We start from the raw sequence: 21,099 nt of genomic DNA on the forward strand, positions 1-21,099 counted from the left end.
TAACAGGATTATTTTAAATTTGTAAATCTATTCTAGGACTTCATTTCAAACCTGTAAACTTATTTCAGGACGACACATTGAAAAAAATCATAGCCTATCAATTAATCATAAAAATCATAGTTCAGACAATTGCGATGGCTGTGGATGATTTGCTGGAAGATACCATCGGATTACAAATCCGATTTATCTGGAGCTCGACATTTCAAATGTCGAACAGTAGGTTTGATGGAGACCCCATTGGGATAGTTTTGTAAAGCTTTCCAATTTATTTTCCTTATCTATATAAGTGATGATGCAATTAGCCTAATAAAACTTTCTCTTTTTTTCGTTTCTATGGGCCTCTGAATTACAAATTCTAAAATTAAGATCTGCAAGCTTTACAAAAGCACGCTAGGAGATGGAAAACATTTAGGAAAGCCATAATCTCAATAATAAAAAGTCAAGTAAAAAGCGATAAAATGAAAGCTCATTTTAGTTAACCAGTAGAACTGGGTTCAATAATCTAGAATAGTAGAATTTTTTAACAGACTCTAAATAAATTCATTTAATTTTAAATTATTATTTTTTTTATTAAATTGTATTCTTATTGATGTTGTTTTTAAATGAATGTCTAATTTTAAATTGTTTATTTCTATGAAAACACTTAAAAAAAGATTGTTTGCTTTATCTATTGTATTGACTTTTATGTCTGTTGGGGCGAGTGGTCAATTCATAGGAAATTGTATCTGGGATGAGTATTTTCCAGGTAATTTGGGTTATTGTAACCATGAGGATAATGGGTGGTCTTGTATTTATGATGAGCAAGTATTTGATTGTCCATGGACAGATAATTATACTCCAAGGACTATCTTTCCCTAGTCATTTTAAAACGGCATCCTAAAAGATGTCGTTTTTAATTTTGCAGTATATGAAAGCATTTTTATCTATTGTCTTATTCCTTTTGGGGTTTGTCTCATGTAATACTAGCTTAACAAACCAAAGAATTGTCTTGGATATTGGAGAGGATGTAGTATTTGCTATTGATGATAGTACCTCTAATTATTCTTTTGCAGCTCAATATTTTGTTGACAGTCTTGGAAATCCTTATGTCTTTTCCATCAACTCTAATCTCAATCATTTAGATAAATTTGATTTTAAAAACAAATCATTAGTTCAAAAATTAGTATTGTCTCCAGATAATACCAAAGGCATTATAAGTAATCCAACTAAAGGCTTTAAAGTTATTTCTGAGGATCATTTTATGATTTTCTCAATGAATGCTCAAACTATTTATGAGATGGACTCATTATATAATTTCACCCAATTTTATAAGGGGGATGATCTTTCAAGATCATATTTAAATGTAAATGGTACGCAGCATATACAACTAGCAGAAAATGGGTTTGTATTTCCAAAGTATAGTTCACATACAACTTATAAGATGAATGTCTCTACATCAGTAGAAGTAGTTGATTTTAATGGTGAATTGCTTTACTCCATTAAATATCCTTCAAAGTATAATCAAGGTGTTTGGGGAATATTTAATAGTTATAGGTCATATCCTTTATTACTTTTAGATGGAGCTTTATTGGTAAGTTATGGGGTAACCGACTCAATTTTTAGATACTCTATTGATATGGATAATAAATATGGGAGGCCTTATTTAGCGAAAAGCGATTTACTCGAATTTAACAAAAGTGTTACAAGATCGTCCAGAAGGAGTATCCCCGAATTGCAATCGTATGAAATGCAGAATGGATGGTATGGACAAGTACTACAGGATCCTATCAATGAAAACATTATTAGGTTTGTTCATTATCCAATCGAAAAGCAGGCAATTAGAAATGGAGATTTTTCCTCTCAGAAAGTTGGTGTAATACTTTTGGATAAGAATTTTAATGTTTTAGGTGAGGGTGATTTTCCTGATGAATTAGGATTTTTTAGCTATTTTATTACACCGCAGGGAATTTATTTTTACAATAAGGAAAAAAGTATGAGTAATGAAAGGGAAATGGTTTTTAGTAAACTTTTGCTTGATAGTATTTCTGTCGGCATGCCAAAATAAAGAACAGGAATTATATAATGAAGTCCTTAGAGTATCTATAGATCAAATTATTTCTGATAGAACTTCTAATTTGGAATATATCATTTTGGTTCCTGAATCAGGGTGTCCAGCATGTTTAAAGTATGCTAGGGATTTTATGGAAGGTAATTCTAATAATGAAAAGTATGTTTTTATATTGTATAATATTAATGATTTAAAATCTCAACAAATAAAATTTAAATCAATTTTATATGAGGGTTCTCAATTTTTAATTGATAGAGATAATAAAATCGCTAAACTAGGTTATAATTTATCCTACCCAACAGTACTAAAAATTGATAATGCCGGAAAACTATTATGGTATGAGATAGCTTCTAGTGATAATTTTATTATTTGGGAGAAAATTAAATTGTAATTTATATAACTAGAAATTCTATTAGTCCTTAAATCAAAAAAATCCCTTCCCTCCCTTTAGGTGAGATAGTTCAGATAATTGCGATAGTGGTCATTGACTCAAAAAATAAAGAAAGTTGAGGAGATAGGGTGTTCGGCAGACAATGATTGATATCTTACCCTAATTTTTTACCGACTGTGCGGGAGGATAATTTGTACAATTCCATTATCCCACGGTTGAAACCGCGGACTATGGATGTTACGCTCCGATGGAGCTCGAACTAATGATTTTCTTTGAAATTGTCCAAATCCTAAAATCATCAAATCCTAAAAATCTTAATTCAGACAATTGCGATGGAGGTGAATGATTTGCTTTTGATTGATTATCGGATTGCAAATCCTCTTTATCAGGAGTGCGACATTGCAAATGTCGAACAGTTGGTTAGAGTGGATTTAATTGATTTGGAAAATGCAACTAAATGCAGTTACTTTGAGTTTATGTCTAGGAGGGAAAAACTAATTGCTAGGTTTTTAGGCATGCCATCCGATTTTCATTATGATGAGATGGTAAAACTGCTAGGTTATTTTGGTTTTGAGGAAGTGAAAAAAGGCAAGACCTCTGGTTCGAGGGTGAAATTTGAGAATGTAGAAGGCGTTCCTATTAGCTCCACAAACCACATCCAAGCGGAATCATGAAGCAATACCAATCAAAACAAATTAGGGAAATATTGGAGTTATGAAATATCTTGAATACAAAGGTTATACAGGCAGTATTGAGTATAGCCCTAAGGATAGCCTCCTTTATGGTAAAGTTCTGGGAATTAGAGGTCTGATCTCCTACGAAGGAGAAACCGGAAAACTTTTAGAGCAAGATTTTAAAGAAGCTGTTGACAGCTATTTAGCCGAGTGTAAGGCAGAGGGAAAATCTCCTGAAAAACCGTTTAAAGGGAGTTTTAATGTGAGAATACCAGCATCCTTGCACCAATTGGCGGCTCTACTTGCAATGGAAGACAAAGTCTCATTGAACAATTTTGTTGCAGAAGCCATCAGACACAGGGTCAGTAAAGAATCTGTTTGATTTTTCTAATACAGTTGTTGAGAACAAATATGCTTACTTATAATACCCGCCCGATCTACGTTTTTGCTCGAAAATTTGGCGGAGGGTTGTGCCTGTCAGTGCGCCAAATCCTCCCGCTATTCCACCAACTAGGCCAGTAACTAACACCAATAAAAGTGGTGCTGAGAGCTGGAAAATGGCAGCAACTTTTTTCGTTAATAAGGAACCTGATTCAAAATCTATCAACCAAGCCAAAGTGAACCACAATAATCCGATCGCTAAAAATCCGCTAACAAAAGAAACTAATCCTGAAGTACGAATAAGTAAGGAGCCAAGAAATGCAGCAATTACTACCGAATACCAAGGAAAGGATTGGCTGGCAAAGTAGGCTATGGCGGCAATAATGATTGTTTTTACTAAAAATTTCATAAGTCTTATTCGTTGCGAGGATCAATGATTTGTGTGAAGAGGATATTTTCTTGTTGCATCTCTGCAATCGGCAATGCTTTCAAATTCAGGTATTCACCTTTAGCCCAAATCTCAATCATATTATCATAAAATTTGGAACCTGGATTGCCCGATTGTCCGCCAGGATAAACGCCAAAAGCAGATGGCTTAGAGCCTAGCTCTACCACCATGCGCCATGATGCTCCGTGACGTGGTCCAGTAGCATTGATGATGCTTCGGTTGCCACCAACTTGCACACCGGAAACAGTGAATGGTGTAAGAGGTGGTAATAAATGCTGTACAGTTGTGTTTTTGAAATTCGCCCAAGCGTATTCTTTACCATCATTGGCAGCAGACCAGTTTTGCAATGAGTCGATTGCACTTAACAATGCTTGTTGCACTATCTCCTTAGCTGTTTCTTTTTGAGAAGTTTCTGGCAAATCGAAAATTTCATCCTCAGGATATTCAGCCAGCAATTCTTGAAATCTTCTTTCCCCTACAAGCTTTAGCGGTTTTGATGCAGTTCTAAATTTCTCATTAGACATTCTTCTAATCTTATCCCACCATATTTCCCAAACAGATGCTCCCTTAGAATCTACATCGTTGAAGAAATCCCAGTTTCTTGCAAGATCTAAGATATCACTTTGCTCGATATTCAAATTCATTCCTTCCGTCATTTGAATTAAAAGCGGGAGGGTTTCAGAGGCTTTTAAATTGAAGTTGTCATTTTGCAGTGCCATTATCTCCGACACTGAAATATTATTCATTTCAGTAAGTCTACTGTTGATTCGTCTATTTCTCCACGCTTCGAAATTGCTATCGAAACTCCAATATGGATAAGTAGTGTCGTGAGGGTGTTGGTTTGCCGAGCTTACAAATCCGCGTTCAGGATTAAGTACATGGGCATTTTGCTCCATTGGAATAAAGCCTTGCCAATCGTGATCGAGTTGTGTTCCATCCATCAGAAATTTGCCTTGACCTTCCCATTTGATTGGGAATTTGCCTTGTACCCATAGAGCGATGTCTCCTTGGTTGGATGCAAATACAAAGTTCTGAGCTGGGCTGCCATAATTCTTAAGTGCCTCAGTATATTCTGTGTAGTTTTTGGCTCTATTGAGTTGATGAAATGCAATTACTTCTTTAGAGCCTTGATGAGCAATCCAGCGCATTGCATAGCCAGTTAATTGCTCTTTTTGGTTGAAAGTATGATCATAAACCACCGGGCCATGATGGGTGTAAATTACCGTGTCAACATAAGCTTCTCCACCTAATACCTTCACTTCTTCAATTCTCATTTGGGTTTTGAGCCAAGTGTTGTTGAAGAAATATTCTTGACGAGATTCATCTCTAAACTGAATCTTATACCAATCTACCGCATCTCTTTGGGCATTGGTTACACTCCAAGCGATATTGTCATTGAAGCCAATGATAACGCCCGGTGCTCCCGGCAAACCAGCGCCCATCACATTGACACCTGGAGCATTTAAGTGCAAAGAGTACCAAATGGAAGGTAAGTTCAAACCTAAGTGAGGATCGCCTGCCAATATTGGATTTCCGCTTCTTGTTTTGGAGCCGGCAACGGCCCAGTTATTACTGCCGTTTAGTGGATCAGGCTTTTCATATATTTCATCTGTATTCGACCAAGGAAAGCCCTTTACAAGTGGCTCCTTCACTTCGATTGGTTCAAAATCGTAAACAGTAGAACTTGGGATAATTGGATCAGGATTGTCAAATACTTCAGGGAAAAGGAAGTCGTATCGCTCCTTGCCGAATAACTCAACAAAATTGGTGTTTTCCAGATCAGTCTCACTTGCTGAAAGCATATCGGCCATGTATTTCAGGAATAACGCCGATTTGTAAGGCGACCATTCCTCTGGCTCGTAGCCTAATAGTTTGTATTCAATCGGTAAATTTGCGTAGTCAAGGCTATTGATGTAATGATTTGCTCCATCAGAATAAGCTTGCATGATGGAGGTAAACTGCCCATCATTTTCTCCCTCTCTCAGAGAATTCTCAGCAGCGAATCCCATTCCCTTTCTTCTTTGTAGTCGGTCAAATTCAATGGCGTCCGGGCCGATTATTTCTGATAGACGACCCGCTGCGGCTCTGGTTTGGAATTCCATTTGCCAAAGACGGAATTGCGCCATTACATAGCCTTGAGCAAAGTAAAGGTCATAATCGTTGTTGGCATAAATATGCGGAATTAGGTTTTCGTCAAAAAGGATTTGCACCTGCTCATTTACTCCGGCTCCAATGCCAATATCGATAAATTGGTTTTCAGTTTTTTCAGCATTTTGCCAAAAACCACCCACAGGATTTAGGAACTTTCCTAATGGCGGAACCGAACCAAACTTGGTTTCAAGTACAAAAACTAAGGCAGCAGTAAGAGCTAGGGAGAGGAGAAATTTGAATAACTTCATAGAATTGATTTACCGAAAATCTATTTGAGTGTCAAAGATAATGGAAGGTAATTAAAATAAATTTTTTCAGACTAGCTTTAATTTTTTTCTTTCGATTGCAAATTTGGCCAATGCGTATGCTCAATGATGCATTTAAGCATCAATTTATCTATATATATATTACCTTCGTGTTCTTAGATTTTAGACTATGCTTGACGGAAAAAAGATTTTAATTACGGGTGGTACAGGCTCATTTGGGAAGCAATTTGTGAAAACGGTACTTCAAAAATATCCTGGTATTAAGCGCCTTGTAGTATTCTCTAGAGATGAATTGAAGCAATTTGAAATGGCTCAAGACTATGATCTCAATAAATATAAGCAGCTGCGGTTTTTTATTGGTGATGTCCGTGATAAAGATCGAATAAAAAGAGCCTGTGAAGGGATAGACATTATTGTTCATGCTGCCGCTCTCAAGCAAGTCCCTACTGCGGAATACAATCCGATGGAATGTATTATGACGAATATAATGGGTGCTGAGAATGTGATAAATGCGGCAATGGATTGCGGTGTAAAAGATGTTGTCGCACTTTCTACAGACAAAGCTGCTGCGCCGATAAATTTATATGGAGCAACAAAATTGTGTTCTGATAAGCTATTTGTAGCGGCTAATAATATACGAGGAACGAGAGATTTGAAGTACTCTGTCGTGCGATATGGAAACGTAATGGGCTCGCGAGGTTCTGTGATTCCATTCTTTATGAAAAAGAAACGGGAGGGTGAATTACCGATTACCGACCCACGCATGACTCGCTTCAATATCACTTTGCAAGAAGGAGTTGATATGGTGCTTTGGGCATTGGAAAATCATTGGGGAGGAGAGATCCTAGTTCCTAAAATACCGTCTTACAGAATTACAGATGTAGCAACAGCAATTGCACCAGAAGCTACCCAAAAGATTGTGGGAATTCGTCCAGGTGAAAAGGTTCATGAAGAAATGATCACCGAAGCGGATTCATATACTACATACGATTTGGGCAAATACTACAGTATCCTCCCGCAACAGCCGAATTTCAATTTAGAAAAATATATTAGCCATTTCGAAGCGCAATCTGTTGCGGAAGGCTTCAATTATAATTCGGGTAAGAACCCAGATTTTCTTTCAGTAGAGCAAATTCGTGAACTTATCCAAACAGATCTTCAATCAGAATTAGCCTAATATGCATATAATTCCTCATGGCAAGCATCACATTACCGATGCAGATAAGCAGGCAGTAATCGAAGCCTTGGAAGGCGAATTTATCACCCAAGGTCCTCGAATTGCCGAATTTGAAAATGCCTTTGCCGAATATGTAGGAGCCAAATATGCTATTGCTGTGGCAAATGGGACTGCTGCTTTGCATTTATGCGCTATGGCATTGGATGTGAAACCTGGCCAAAGAGTGATTACCAGTCCGCTTACCTTCGTAGCCTCCGCCAATTGCGTGAGATACTGTGGAGGAGAAGTGATTTTTGCAGATGTGGATCCTGAAACCTACACAATTGATCCAAAAAAGGTGAGGGAAATCCTTGAAGCAGATGCTGAAAATATTGTCGGAATTATTCCGGTGGATTTAACAGGCCGCCCGGCTGATTTGCCAGCATTGCGCGAAATCGCAGATGAATATGGTCTGTGGATAATCGAAGATGCTTGTCATGCCCCAGGCGGATTTTTCCATGATGCAGAAGGAAAGCACTACCAATGTGGAGATGGAAATTTGGCTGAGATGGCCATATTTTCATTTCATCCGGTAAAGCATATTGCTTGTGGTGAAGGAGGGATGATCACCACAAACGATCCTGAATTGGCTCGAAAGGCGAGATTATATCGAACGCATGGAATTATCAAAGATCCGGCAGAAATGAGCCAAAATGATGGTGGATGGTATTACGAAATGCAAGAGCTAGGCTACAATTATAGATTTACTGATTTTCAAGCTGCCTTAGGTACTAGCCAATTGCAAAGAGCTGTACCCAATTTGCAAAAACGTAGAGAAATCGCAGAAAAGTATGCTAATGCCTTTGCTGATGTCAAAGAGATAAAACATCAATCGGGCAACGTAGAAGGCCATGCATATCACTTATATGTGATCCAAGTAGAGAAGCGAAAGGAGCTTTATGACTTCTTGCGAGCGCATGGAATTCTCACACAGATTCACTATATCCCAGTGCATTTACAGCCTTATTATAAGCAGTTTGGCTGGAAGACGGGCGATTTTCCAAATGCCGAAAGTTATTACAGCCAATGCATCAGTTTACCAATGTTCCCAACCTTGACCGAAGCGGAGCAGGATTTTGTGATAGAGAAGGTTATTGAATGCTTAAAGTCATTCGCTTAATGATCTTTTGAGAGTATAGCTTTTTTGGATTAACCTAAATCAAAAGTGTCAATTCAATATTTTACCATAAATTTGAGAAACATCATTTCAAGCCTGTGAAGAATTTAGCCATCATTCCGGCGCGAGGAGGAAGCAAGCGAATACCCGGCAAAAACATCAAAGCATTTCTAGGGAAGCCGATCATTGCTTACTCAATTGAGGTTGCGTTAAAATCAGGGCTTTTTGACGAAGTGATGGTTTCTACAGACGATGACGCAATAGCTGAAATGGCTAAAAAATATGGAGCGAAAGTGCCCTTTTTTAGATCGCCAAAAAATGCTGATGATTTTGCCACGACCGCCGAAGTATTGGTAGAGGTGATTGACGAATATAAACGAATTGACAAGCGCTTTGCGATGGCTTGCTGCTTGTATCCAACAGCTCCGTTTGTTACTCCATTGCAATTGCAAAATGCTCATTCCAGAATGATTGACGAGGAATTGGATAGTATCTATCCGGTGGTTCCATTTTCGTATCCCATCCAAAGAGCACTAAGAATAAATGATGGCAGATTGGGCTTTGTTAATCCAGAATTTTCAACAGTTCGCTCGCAAGATTTACAAAAAGCCTATATGGATGCAGGGCAATTTTACTTCTTTCAAGTAGATGCATTTCTAAAATCAAAAAGCTTACTAATGCCTAAAACTGGCGCAATGATTATTTCTGAACTGACCGCTCAAGATATTGATAATGAAGTGGATTGGAAGCTTGCGGAAATGAAGTATTCCTTGATAAACAAACAAGATTAAATTCGAATGAACAAATCATATAGAACAGAGCAAGAAGAATTTTGGGCGGGTAGTTTTGGTGAGGAATATATCAAACGCAACCAAAGCAAGGAATTGCTAGCGTCAAATTTGGCACTATTTACCAAAATGCTAAAAACCGCCAAACCTGCTTCTATTATTGAGTTTGGAGCAAATATTGGGATGAACCTGCAAGCGCTAGAAACGCTGCTTCCAAATGCGACTTTATCGGCGATTGAAATCAACAAAACGGCTAGCGAGCAATTACAGAATTTGATGCCGGAGGTTGCGGTTCACAATCAATCTATTTTGGAATTCGATGCCCAACAAAGCTATGATTTGGTGCTGATCAAAGGTGTTTTGATTCACATAAATCCAGCTGAATTGCCACTAGTTTATCAGAAGCTTTATGATTCATCCTCCCGCTATATTTTGGTGGCTGAGTACTATAACCCTTCTCCTGTGGAGATTAATTACAGAGGACATTCTGGTCGACTTTTCAAAAGAGATTTTGCAGGAGAAATGCTCAATACTTTTGGGGATTTACGCTTGGTGGATTATGGTTTTCAATATCATAAAGATCCGATATTCCCAGCCGATGATATCACTTGGTTTTTGATGGAAAAAGTGAAAGCTTGAAAAGGATAGTTTTCATAAGGGCGGATGCAAGCGAAAAAATAGGGCTTGGCCATGTGATACGATGTTTTGCATTGGCTCAAATGATAAAAGATGCTTTCGAAATTCGATTCTTTTGCAAAGAAATCCCAACGCAATTAGCTGAAGAAATTTCCTCTGCAGGATTCACCATCGAGATAATTGAGCGGGAGGATGAGTTTGTAAGTCTGCTCAATACTAACTCAATAGTGATTTTGGATGGCTATGGATTTGGCTTGGAATATCAAGCGCAAATCAAGAAAAGTCGAGCACGTATTATTTTGATCAGCGATTTCAAAGCTCGAAATCCATTTGCAGACATTATACTCAACCAAGCGCCGGGAATACAAGCAAGCGATTACCAAACTTCTTTCTCCTCCCGCTTTTTACTAGGAGCTGATTATGCGCTTTTGCGTCCAATATTTTTTCGAACTCATCTGCAAGAGAAAATAGCCAATTCTGTTTTTATCTGCTTTGGTGGTGCCGATCCGTTGAATTTAAGTCTTAAAACATTAGAGGTATTATCCTCATTTCCCAAGTTTGACAAATGTACAATAGTGACTGGCGCAGCCTATCAATTCCAATCTGAACTGGAAGATTTCATCCATAATAGCCAGCAAAATATTGAGTATTTTCATGCAGTTGATGCAGAGAAGATGCATGAGTTAATGAGCCAAAGTGAGTTAGCTATAGTGCCAGCAAGCAGCATTATTTATGAAGCAATGGCCACAAATTGCCAGATTATTTCAGGCTATTATGTGGACAATCAAAAGCTGTTTTATGAAGGGTTGAAAGCGCAAGGTTGCTTTTATGATGCAGGAAAATTTGAATCTGAAAATCTTAAAAATGCTTTAAATTCCTTTTTCCATAAACCTGAGAAAAAAGCCAATCTGATAGATAAAAAGAGCCCTGATCGTATCAAGAAGGCAATTTTGCAATTAGCAATGTCACAAGATATCCGCTTGGAGAATATGCAAGCGGAAGATGTAGGTTTGACTTATAAATGGGCCACAAATGCTGAAGTGAGGAAATACTCATTTCAACAGAAGCCAATAAAAGCAGGTGAGCATAATGCATGGTTTGCTAAAAAAAATACGGATGAAAATGTGCTCTATTATAAATCCTTTTACAAGAATGAAATAATTGGTTCAGTGCGTTTTGATATAGCTACCACTGAAGCGACAATTAGTTATTTGCTTGATCCAAAATGTCATGGGAAAGGCTTGGCATTGCCGATGTTAATGGCTGCAATAGGCAAAATGGAACAGTCTAGAAGTAATGTAAAAAGAGTTGTTGGCTATGTGATGAAGGAAAACTTGGCTTCTATCTGTATCTTCGAAGCTTTAGGTTTTGTAGCCGTGGATCAAAATGACCGCTTTCAATTTTTCAAATGAAATATTTAGTATTAGGTTCGCAGTTAAATCTAATTGATTTTTTATAATATTAATTGAAAATATTTTTTAACAATGGCCACTGGAAAGTCCTTACGTATTGCAGATAGAGTAATTGGAGAGGGGAATCCTACTTTCATAATCGCTGAATTATCCGCTAACCATAATGGTAGTTTAGAAACAGCTTTAGAAACCGTAAAGGCCGCTAAGCGCGCTGGAACTGATGCAATTAAGCTTCAAACCTATACAGCTGATACAATAACAATCGACAGCAAAAATCCTGATTTCAAGCTAGATCAAGGAACAATTTGGGATGGCAAATATCTGTATGATTTGTATAAAGAAGCTTATACTCCATGGGAATGGCATGAGCAGATAATGAAAATTGCTGCAGAAGAAGGTTTGATTTGTTTCTCTAGCCCATTTGACAAAACAGCCGTGGATTTTCTAGAAAAGTTGAATGTACCAGCGTATAAAATTGCTTCTTTCGAAATCACTGATATTCCTTTGATCAAGTATGTGGCTTCCAAAGGCAAACCTGTGATAATTTCCACTGGAATTGCTTCTGAAGAGGACATTAATCAAGCATTGAATGCATGCCGTCAGCAAGGAAATAATGAGATCGTGTTATTAAAATGCACTTCTAATTATCCGGCGCCTATTGAAGAAGCTAATTTGAGAATGATCAATGACTTTGCGCAAAGATTTGGTGTAACGCCAGGTTTGAGTGATCATACAATAGGAATTGCTGTGCCAATTGCTGCCGCGGCGCTTGGAGCTCGTGTTATTGAAAAGCATTTTATTCTGAATCATGAGATTGGTGGGCCAGATGCAAGCTTTTCTCTTGATGAAAAGGAATTTGCAGATATGGTGGCTGCTGTAAGAGTGACTGAAAAAGCGATAGGGAAAATTGATTATCAGCCTACAGAAAAGCAAGTGAAGGCTCGCTCATTTAGTAGGTCATTATATGTGGTGAAAGATGTGCAAGCAGGAGATGTCATCAGCGAAGAAAACGTGAGATCAATTCGTCCGGGTTATGGCTTGCATCCCAAATATTTGCCTGATATAATGGGGCGAAAATTCCGCAATGACTGTGAAAAAGGAACCCGATTCTCAATGGATCTATTAAATTAATTTACCGTCATTAACATAAGCTAAGCTGATATTCGTTCTAAGCTTGAAATTTCGCATTTCGATCTGCATTTTATAAATATTAATTTATCTTAAATTCTCGACCTCTGCGCATTTAATCCTATCTTTGAGCCGTATGCAAAGTATCCTTTCTCAATACCCTGACTACATAATTTCCAAAGCTGCTCGCATCAAATTATTAGCTTTCGATGTGGATGGTGTACTAACTGATGGCGGCATAATCTATGACAATAATGGGCTGGAGTTTAAGAAGTTCCATGTGCGTGATGGACAAATTATTGCAGTACTCAGGAATATGGGATTTAAGCTTTGCGCTATTACAGGGCGTGATTCCAAAGTGGTAAAGCACAGATGTGAGGAGTTGAAATTCGATTATCACTATCATGGAGTTCAGGATAAACTGGGTGTATTGGACGTAATTCGCAAAAAGCTTCAATTGAGCTTTCATGAAATTGCCTATATCGGTGATGATTTGCCGGATATCAAACCCATATCCATTAGTGGTTTGGGAGTAACGCCTGCCGATGCGCCGGAATATGTAAAAGCACAGGCAGATTTGGTAACAGCTGCAAAGGGTGGTGAAGGAGTTTTGCGAGAGGTGGCAGATTTAATATTAGCTGCCCAAGATATGATGGATCAGATTTTACGAGATAATTATTATTTGAATGAAAATTTATACGGATAAGGTTTTTTTCACACCTAAAATGGAATTGGGGGCAGGAAAACCTATTTTACTTTCTGGGCCATGTGTTGTAGAGAGCGAAGATCTTTGTCTTGAAATTGCGGAGGAAGTTCAGAAGATTGCTAATGATTTGGGTTTTGAATATGTATTTAAAGCCTCATTCGACAAAGCAAACAGAACATCAGGATCATCATTTCGCTCATTGGGTTTGGAAGAGTCTCTTGTCATTTTGGACATGGTGAAAAATACTTACAATGTTCCAGTCGTTTCGGATATCCATGAGTCATATCAAGCTTCGGAAGTGGCCTCTGTGGTTGATGTATTGCAGATTCCCGCTTTTCTTTGTCGCCAAACTGATTTGCTAGAAGCAGCCGGCCGCACCGGTAGAGCAGTGAATATTAAGAAAGGTCAATTTATGGCACCGCAGGATATGAAATATGCTGTAGATAAGGTGAAATCGACTGGCAATCCAAATGTTACGTTAACGGAAAGAGGGACAACATTTGGTTATCAAAATTTAGTGGTAGATTTTCGTTCATTACCGATAATGCGTGAGTTTGCGCCCGTAATAATGGATGTAACTCACAGTGTGCAGCAGCCTGGTGGGGCGGGAGGTAAATCGGGTGGTTTGAGAGAATTCACACCCTATCTTGCCAATGCAGCTGCAGCGGTAGGAGTGGATGGCTTTTTTATTGAAACTCACCCAAATCCATCGCAAGCGCTGAGTGATGGGCCTAATATGATTCCATTAGCTCAGTTGCGCACTTTTCTAAGCTCAGTTAAGCAATATTGGGATATCCAAAACGCAATTAAAACCCTGAATTTGGAATAGCTTTTTTGGCAATGTAAGCCTTATTCTTATTTTTGAAATTGTTTTAGACAATGCACATGAAAGACCAACAAGCCTCAAGAAAATTCCCGGCTCTAATTTTAGTTTTATTAGTAATCGCTGCAGGCATATTTTCTTGTGTTCCCAACAAGCAAATTTCCTACGTACAAGATAAATCAGTGGAGGATATTAGCCTTCTTCCAAAAGACACAGTAGTTAAGACATTGTGGCTTAAGGAATTTGAGCACAGGCTTAAGCCAGAGGACATTTTATCGATCAGAGTAAGGACTTTGCTGGAAACTGAAGAGGAATTAAATTATTTTAATCTTGGAATGGGAGGAAGTCAAGGAGGCCAACAGCAAAATCAAATGATGATGGGCCCAGGTGCAGCAGCTCTTTCAGGTTATATTGTAGATAGCCAGGGAAATATAGATTTACCTGTACATGGTAAGCTTTATGTACAAGGGAAAACATTAGAAGAAGTAAAGAATGAAATTCAAGTAATAGCTAGAGAATCAATCGGTTCAGATGTAGTAGTGGATGTTAGAATGATGAATTTTCAGCTGTATATATTAGGCGCTGTAGGTCCATCAGCTATTTACCAAACATTCCTCCCGCGATTGAATATTCTTGAAGCACTTTCGCTAGCAGGAGGATTGCCAATAGATGCTGATAGAGAAAATATTAAACTTTACAGAAGGGATGGTTTGAAAGTTGAATTGATTATTATTAATCTGCTTGATGATAAATTATTTACCTCAGATTATTTCTACCTTAAGCCAAATGACATGCTTGTGGTTGATCCATTACCAGTACGTAATGTTACTTTGGCACAATCTACAGTCACCACGGCAATCGGTTTTGGTTTGACTATTTTCAACCTAATTCTTCTTTTATCCCGCTAATTAACATGGAAAATCGTCCTGTCAAAAAAGGCCCAGATGAATTAGAGATATTACGTAAAGTCTTATTTAAAACACTTTCAAGGTGGTATTTTGTCTTGCTTTCAGTAGGTGCTGCTTTAGGAGTTGCCTTTCTGATAATCCGCTATACTACGCCAATTTACAGAGTATCTGCTGAAATGATAAAAAAGGAGGTGAGAGAAGCCTCTGAATATATCTATGGACAGCAGCAAGCCCGAAGTATGTTCAAGCCAACCAATAATCTACATAATGAGATTGCTCTACTCAAAAGCTCTGGATTAATGGAGAATATGATAAAGGAGCTTGATTGGGAAACTTCATATTGGCTTGAAGGCTCAGTGAGAACATCTGAACTCTATAAGAACACTCCATTTATTGTCCAGTTTGAGGGAGAAAATAACACTATTCCTTATGGAGTAATGTTTAGGCTTAACTTAATTGATGTAAGTACCTTTTCTGCCGAGGTTGAAGGTGGGGCTTTTCAAAATGCTTTAGAAGGCAAAGTGTTTAAGTTTGGAGAAGAACTTGACTGGCTTGGATTTAAATTTAAGGTATTCCTGGTAAACCAAGAACAATGGGTGAGCTACGGAAGAGATAAGCTATTTTTTAGAGCAGAGTCCCCAGCTGGATTGGCGCGTTCCTATGGCAGTAAAATTTTTATTGAGCAAAAGATTCCAGAAGCATCTGTATTGACACTTACAATGAGTGGAGTGAACCCAGCTAAGGATATTGATTTTCTTAATAATTACATAAAAGCCTTTATTGATTATAATCTTGATGAAAAGAATCAGGTTGCAGAAAATACCATCCGTTTTATCGATCAACAATTAGTAGCCTTCAATGACTCATTGGGTTTATCAGAAAGCAAAATTGAAGATTTTAATGTAAGCAGAAGTACCATTAGTATTTCAGATGATGCTTCTTACATCTATGAGGAAATCAAAAGCGTACAAGAGCAATTGACTACTTTAGAAATTGAAACTAATTATTATGATTATTTAGAAAATTATTTAGTAGAAGAGGCAGAAACTACCCGCCCACTGGTACCCGCATCCGTTGGAGTGAACGATCCAATAGCTGCAGCTTTTCTTGAAAGATTAGTTGAATTGCAAACCCAGCTGAGACTAAATGAAGGTCGCAAAGAACAAAATCCTGTTGCAAATCAATTGTATGAAACCCAACTTCTTGAATTTGCAAGAATTAAGGAACAGTTACAAGAAAACATCAGAAATGTTCAGCTTAGAAGTGAGAATCAAAAGAGTATTTTGAATAGAGAGCTTGAGGGGCTTAAAAGTGAAATCCGCAAGATACCTGGGGCTGAAGCAGTTTTTCAGGGAATTCAGCGTGAGTTTAGGTTGAATGAAAATATTTACGTTTTGCTATTATCTCGCAAAACGGATTTAGAAATTCAAAGAGCTTCCAATACATCTGATTATCAATTACTAGAGCCTGCGGGTAATAGAGGTCAAATTAAGCCTCAACCAAATAGAATTTATATGATTGCAGGAGGTATTGGTGCTGCAATTCCATTCATCATTATCTTCTTGCTAGATTTCTTCAACAATAAGATTCTTTCCTTAGAAGACTTTAGAGCAATTAGTGATATACCATTTCTTGGTATGGTTGGTCACTCAGATATAGAAAGCAATCTAATTGTAATTGAAAAGCCAAAATCCAGTATAACAGAGGCCTTTCGAGTCATTCGTTCTAATATCCAATTTCTATTGGATGATTCGGCAGCGACTAAAGTGGTATTGGTAACTTCTACAGTATCCGGTGAAGGAAAGACATTCTCAGCCATGAATATTGCCAGTGTAATTGCAATTTCAGGTAAGAAGACGATTATAGTGGGTGCGGATATGAGAAAGCCTCACGTTTATAATAAGAACTTCAAAATGGATTCTCACAAGGGGCTAAGTAATTATTTGGCGGGGATGGCTACTGAAGAAGAAATAACCAATAAAACTGTTGTAGATAATCTTTACGCAATTACGCCAGGTGATATCCCACCAAATCCTGCTGAATTGATTATGAGCTCGAGGTTTACCAAACTGATGGATACCCTTAAAGCACATTATGATTTTATAATAATTGACTCAGCACCAGTGGGGCTTGTAGCGGATGGAATGGAGATTATGAAATACTCTGATGCTAACCTTTTCATGGTTCGTCAGGATCACTCTACCAAGCGAGCATTAGTTGGGTTGAATGAGCTTTATCAAACCGGTAAAATCAAAAATGTAGCGGTAATTTTCAATGACGTAGATTACAAGAAACTCGATTATGGTTATGGCTACGGCTACGGTTATGGCTATGGTTACGGCTATGGTTATGGCTATGGCTATGGCTATGGTTACGGCTACGGCTATGGTTACGGGTATTATTCTGAAGATTTCGAGAAGAAGGAGAGTGTATTGAAGAGGCTATTTAGAAGTAAGAAGAAAAAGACTAAAAAGTAAGAGAACATATTAATAAATGAAAAAGTCTGGCAAATCGAATTTACCAGACTTTTCCATTTTAGGAATATTAGATTCGGCTGAATCCAGTTAAAGAGATTTAGAATTGTGTTCGTATAGAAACGATGAAATTGCGACCTGGGGCTACAATTCCTGAGCTGTATGGCCTATATCTTTCATTTAAAATATTCTCTAACCCCATCATCAAACTAGTGCCATTATTCATCTGATATTGCGCTTTTAAGTTTAAGGTAAACCAAGATGGTGAAAATGGATTTCCATTATCATCGATGGCATACATGTACTCTTTGCCTTGTTCCTCAGGTGCTAATCTATCGTTTGGAATTTCACCATTGTACATAGCATAAAGTTCTGTACGTAAGCCACTCTTTTCGTAGCTAAGCCTTGTTACGCCAAAAGATGGTGGCGAATGCCTCAGAGGCGCTTCTGTTTCATCATCTAGCTCTTCGGTCCCCTTTTGCCAATTGTAGCGGGAGGATAAACCAAAACCAGATGGAAACGATACTTCCACACCCGCTTGGACACCAAATACTTTAGCAAAAGCAACATTCTGCACAGCTTGTACTCTACTTAATGCGCCATCATAAACGAGACTATCTTGGCCATTGAACTTGAAATCGCGCCTTACCAAAGCATTTGTTAGATAATTGTAAAAACCAGTTACATCTAGTTTTACAATATTTCCTATAGTGCGAGCAATCGCCAAATCCACATTGCTGGAATATTCGGGATTCAAATCCGGATTAGGAACGATCACAGTGCCTGGGCTTGAGTCGAAAACCTTGCCTATGTCATCGATATTGGGAGAGCGGAAACCGGTTGATAGATTGGTGCCAATTTGCCAATCCTCCCGCGGATTGTACACCACGCCCACACTACCAGTGAATGCGCCAGAGCTTATATTGGCATTTTCGAAAGGAAAAGGATAAAAGCTTCTGTCAAATTCTGCATTCAGCCCTACTTGATTATATCTACTAGAAAGCTGAACAGTCAATTGATCGGTTGCTTTATATTGATAACTCGCATAGGCAGCGTATGATTGCCAATCTGACCCATCAGGATAGCGGGAGGAGGCTGGAACTGTTTCATTCGTCTCAATATTTGTATCCTTACCAGTGGAGCCTATTGCATTGTAGATAAATTCCAATCCATAAAATAGTCTTCCATTACCATTCATTTTTTTCTCCATATCCACATTTGCAGAATAGGCATTCACTTGCTCCACTCTAGTTCGACGGTTTGGATTGTTCAAATCACGGTCTATTCTGCTTTCTTCAAAAAACTGATGTGCCAACCTTACTGTCATTTGATCAAACAAATTAGTTTGCTTAAACAGATTGATTTTCAATTTATTGAGCATCCAAACTTGTGGGCCATAAGCCCATTCTGCCGAGCGGAGTGTACTTCCTCTTGGCCTTATTAGTCTGTCGTAGCGTGAGTATGCAGATGTTTCAGAATAATGAAAGGAGTAATTGATATCCCATTTCTGATTTGGTGCGAAGCGTACTTTTTGCATGATATTATATTGATCATAACCTGATGGTACTTGCACCAAAGGATCAGGATTAACTACCACAGAATCTTGTCCATCAATTCGCCTTACATAGGAATTTCGCAGGTATTCTTCTGGGCCATTTTTGCCCATCCGCAAATTGCCATACGATGAATAGGTAAAACTGCTCAAGAAAGCCCATTTGTCTAGACCTATATTTACATCGGCGTGGACTGTTCCTTCATTATTGGCAGATGAGTATCTCATCGTTCCACTTCCAGTTATCAACTTTTCTTCTCCACTTGAGAGACTAGGAGTTAGTGTATAGAAGTTCATCACACCACCAATTGCATCGCTACCATAAATGGTAGATCCTGGACCAAAAACTACCTCGGTATTTTCCACTGCAAATGGATCGAGTGAAATCACATTTTGAACATTTCCACTTCGGAAAATGGCCGTATTCATCCGTACTCCATCTACTGTTATCAATACTCTATTAGTAGCAAATCCACGAATCATAGGGCTACCTCCACCTAATTGACTTTTTTGTACGAATACCATCCCTGTGGTTTCTAACATATCCGCTGCAGTCTGAGGATTTTGTAATTGCATCTCCTTTGAGCTGATGGTGGTAATCTTATTTGGTACATCTCTGCTCGACTGCTGCCATCTACTTGCGGACACTACCACCGTACTCAATGAGATATCTTCTATTGACAGAAAAACCCTGAAATTATTGGCTTCCAAAGCAGCATAGCTTCGAGTGATGCTACGATAACCAACGGAGCTGAACTGTATATCATTCGCACCTTTGAAAGCCGAAATGTCTGCCTCACCGTTTTCGTCGGTAAATATTCCCACGTCAAGGCTTGGGCTGTATATTGTCACCAACTCTAATGCTTGACGATCGTTATTGTCTCTTACGGTTACTATCTGTGCTATTGAGCTGTACCCCAGTAGCATTAATGAGAATAACCATAAATATTTGATTTTCATTTTTTATAAATTTATGGTTTTGAAATACAGATAATCATGGTGAGCTTATCCAATTTCATTTACAATGATTGAGTTATCCTTCCGCTTCGAATAAAATGCGGAAGGTATTGACCCTAGCATTGGGTATAGTCAATTAGGCTTTCACAGATTTATTAGATTTAATTATCCATTCTGCGAAAAGCGTTTAAACTAGCTAGGTTCTATATGGATAAACGAATCTGCGGAGGAGGGTTTGGAATTTCGCTTAAGATCGACTTGTAATGAATTGCCATTTCGAGCTGATCTGAATTTTCTAGTTCAGCGTAGTATTCAGCGAAATCAAGGTTATTAGCTGTAAAAATATAATTGGGATAAAGCCTTTCTAGCTTAGTTCCGGGCTCATGTGGTAATTGCTCATCTCCCCAAGCTTTCTTTTTGAGCTCATCCATTTTTGCATACAAAAGAGTTTCAGCCTCATCGTGAACCGCCCAATACCAAGTTTCATCGCCTTTGTCTTCCTGACGCACCACATCATACATATTGCCCTTGTAGCGGAATTCTCGAGAATGGATTCGCTTAAATGACTTATCTGGATTGGCTTCAAGTGATTTTGGAATCTTTACAAGAACCAGGTTTTCTTCGGTTTTTTCCTTTCTGATTCTATGCTCCATTGCATATTGCAATTGGCTGCGCTTAAGCCAAAATGAGATATAGGTGCCGCCCAAAGGGAGCATCAAGATGAATAAAAACGATATGGAATAAATGCGAACGGCCAAAGCAGCTTGTTTCCTCTAAGTTAATTTTTTCGTTTCGGATTATGTAGCTTATTCCATTAAGCCTGTGATAGAAATTATCAATGGCGTGTACTGTTTATGAATATTTACCAAATCTCAACTTTAGTCAGAACTATTTGAGCTGATAGGAAACATTATTAAGTATACATCCAGAATTATTTGCATTGGTTCTCCCATACGGCTCTAACTTCTTTACCCTCCCGTTTTTTTATTCGTTGATTTTTGGACTTATCTTGAAAGTGAGTTTT

18 protein-coding genes are annotated in these 21,099 nt (G+C 38.2%); 14 read left to right on the top strand and 4 right to left on the bottom strand.

From position 1 onward, the window contains the following. Positions 1-907: 907 nt before the first annotated feature. The 4 genes from ACOXY8_RS08815 to ACOXY8_RS08830 all read left to right on the top strand — a co-directional run bounded on the left by ACOXY8_RS08815 (position 908) and on the right by ACOXY8_RS08830 (position 3,494). Positions 908-2,044 (top strand): DUF4221 family protein, encoded by a 1,137-nt coding sequence (locus ACOXY8_RS08815; protein WP_458331209.1) that lies wholly within the window; start codon positions 908-910, stop codon positions 2,042-2,044. Next, a complete protein-coding gene (locus tag ACOXY8_RS08820; protein ID WP_458331210.1) occupies positions 1,980-2,438 on the top strand; it encodes a hypothetical protein in 459 nt (152 codons plus the stop codon). The genes ACOXY8_RS08815 and ACOXY8_RS08820 overlap by 65 nt, the downstream gene beginning before the upstream one ends. A gap of 338 nt (positions 2,439-2,776) precedes the next feature. Next, a complete protein-coding gene (locus tag ACOXY8_RS08825; RefSeq protein WP_458331211.1) occupies positions 2,777-3,112 on the top strand; it encodes a type II toxin-antitoxin system HicA family toxin in 336 nt (111 codons plus the stop codon). Positions 3,113-3,152: 40 nt separating this feature from the next. Then, positions 3,153-3,494, top strand: a complete 342-nt coding sequence (locus ACOXY8_RS08830; protein ID WP_458331212.1) for a type II toxin-antitoxin system HicB family antitoxin — start codon at positions 3,153-3,155, stop codon at positions 3,492-3,494. Between the two features lie 33 nt (positions 3,495-3,527). On the opposite strand, the gene ACOXY8_RS08835 is transcribed toward ACOXY8_RS08830, so the two are convergent. Beyond that, positions 3,528-3,902 (bottom strand): hypothetical protein, encoded by a 375-nt coding sequence (locus ACOXY8_RS08835; RefSeq protein ID WP_458331213.1) that lies wholly within the window; start codon positions 3,900-3,902, stop codon positions 3,528-3,530. A 5-nt stretch (positions 3,903-3,907) separates the two neighbouring features. Then, positions 3,908-6,340 (bottom strand): penicillin acylase family protein, encoded by a 2,433-nt coding sequence (locus ACOXY8_RS08840; RefSeq protein ID WP_458331214.1) that lies wholly within the window; start codon positions 6,338-6,340, stop codon positions 3,908-3,910. 187 nt (positions 6,341-6,527) lie between these two features. Here ACOXY8_RS08840 and pseB point away from each other — a divergent pair, with 187 nt between their 5' ends. The 10 genes from pseB (at position 6,528) to ACOXY8_RS08890 (ending at position 17,569) form a co-directional block, all read left to right on the top strand. After that, positions 6,528-7,535 carry a UDP-N-acetylglucosamine 4,6-dehydratase (inverting) gene (gene pseB, locus ACOXY8_RS08845; protein ID WP_458331215.1) on the top strand — a complete coding sequence of 336 codons (1,008 nt, stop codon included), beginning with the start codon at positions 6,528-6,530 and terminating at the stop codon, positions 7,533-7,535. Position 7,536: 1 nt separating this feature from the next. Continuing rightward, on the top strand, positions 7,537-8,694 hold the full coding sequence (pseC, locus tag ACOXY8_RS08850) for a UDP-4-amino-4,6-dideoxy-N-acetyl-beta-L-altrosamine transaminase (protein ID WP_458331216.1): 1,158 nt from the start codon (positions 7,537-7,539) through the stop codon (positions 8,692-8,694). A 95-nt stretch (positions 8,695-8,789) separates the two neighbouring features. Continuing rightward, on the top strand, positions 8,790-9,482 hold the full coding sequence (gene pseF, locus ACOXY8_RS08855; protein WP_458331217.1) for a pseudaminic acid cytidylyltransferase: 693 nt from the start codon (positions 8,790-8,792) through the stop codon (positions 9,480-9,482). A gap of 6 nt (positions 9,483-9,488) precedes the next feature. Continuing rightward, complete coding sequence (locus ACOXY8_RS08860; protein ID WP_458331218.1) at positions 9,489-10,118, top strand: pseudaminic acid biosynthesis-associated methylase; 630 nt, start codon at positions 9,489-9,491, stop codon at positions 10,116-10,118. Then, positions 10,115-11,527: a UDP-2,4-diacetamido-2,4,6-trideoxy-beta-L-altropyranose hydrolase gene (gene pseG / locus ACOXY8_RS08865; RefSeq protein ID WP_458331219.1), complete on the top strand. Its 1,413-nt coding sequence runs from the start codon at positions 10,115-10,117 to the stop codon at positions 11,525-11,527. The genes ACOXY8_RS08860 and pseG overlap by 4 nt, the downstream gene beginning before the upstream one ends. 72 nt (positions 11,528-11,599) lie before the next feature. Then, positions 11,600-12,658 carry a pseudaminic acid synthase gene (gene pseI, locus ACOXY8_RS08870; RefSeq protein ID WP_458331220.1) on the top strand — a complete coding sequence of 353 codons (1,059 nt, stop codon included), beginning with the start codon at positions 11,600-11,602 and terminating at the stop codon, positions 12,656-12,658. A 133-nt stretch (positions 12,659-12,791) separates the two neighbouring features. After that, positions 12,792-13,361 (top strand): KdsC family phosphatase, encoded by a 570-nt coding sequence (locus tag ACOXY8_RS08875; protein ID WP_458331221.1) that lies wholly within the window; start codon positions 12,792-12,794, stop codon positions 13,359-13,361. Next, entirely contained in the window at positions 13,342-14,190 is an 849-nt protein-coding gene (gene kdsA, locus ACOXY8_RS08880; protein ID WP_458331222.1) for a 3-deoxy-8-phosphooctulonate synthase, read from the top strand. Before ACOXY8_RS08875 ends, kdsA begins: the two co-directional genes overlap by 20 nt. Before the next feature lie 56 nt (positions 14,191-14,246). Next, positions 14,247-15,092, top strand: coding sequence for a polysaccharide biosynthesis/export family protein (locus ACOXY8_RS08885; protein WP_458331223.1), 846 nt, complete (start codon positions 14,247-14,249; stop codon positions 15,090-15,092). Between the two features lie 5 nt (positions 15,093-15,097). Then, on the top strand, positions 15,098-17,569 hold the full coding sequence (locus ACOXY8_RS08890; RefSeq protein WP_458331224.1) for a GumC family protein: 2,472 nt from the start codon (positions 15,098-15,100) through the stop codon (positions 17,567-17,569). Positions 17,570-17,666: 97 nt separating this feature from the next. On the opposite strand, the gene ACOXY8_RS08895 is transcribed toward ACOXY8_RS08890, so the two are convergent. Together ACOXY8_RS08895 and ACOXY8_RS08900 are read right to left on the bottom strand one after the other, a co-directional pair. Continuing rightward, positions 17,667-20,078: a TonB-dependent receptor gene (locus ACOXY8_RS08895; RefSeq protein ID WP_458331225.1), complete on the bottom strand. Its 2,412-nt coding sequence runs from the start codon at positions 20,076-20,078 to the stop codon at positions 17,667-17,669. A gap of 200 nt (positions 20,079-20,278) precedes the next feature. Continuing rightward, positions 20,279-20,728, bottom strand: coding sequence for a hypothetical protein (locus ACOXY8_RS08900; protein WP_458331226.1), 450 nt, complete (start codon positions 20,726-20,728; stop codon positions 20,279-20,281). Between the last annotated feature and the right edge of the window lie 371 nt (positions 20,729-21,099).

Origin of the sequence: Peijinzhouia sedimentorum, assembly GCF_049340005.1 — a bacterium.
Lineage (GTDB): Bacteria > Bacteroidota > Bacteroidia > Cytophagales > Cyclobacteriaceae > CAXBDP01.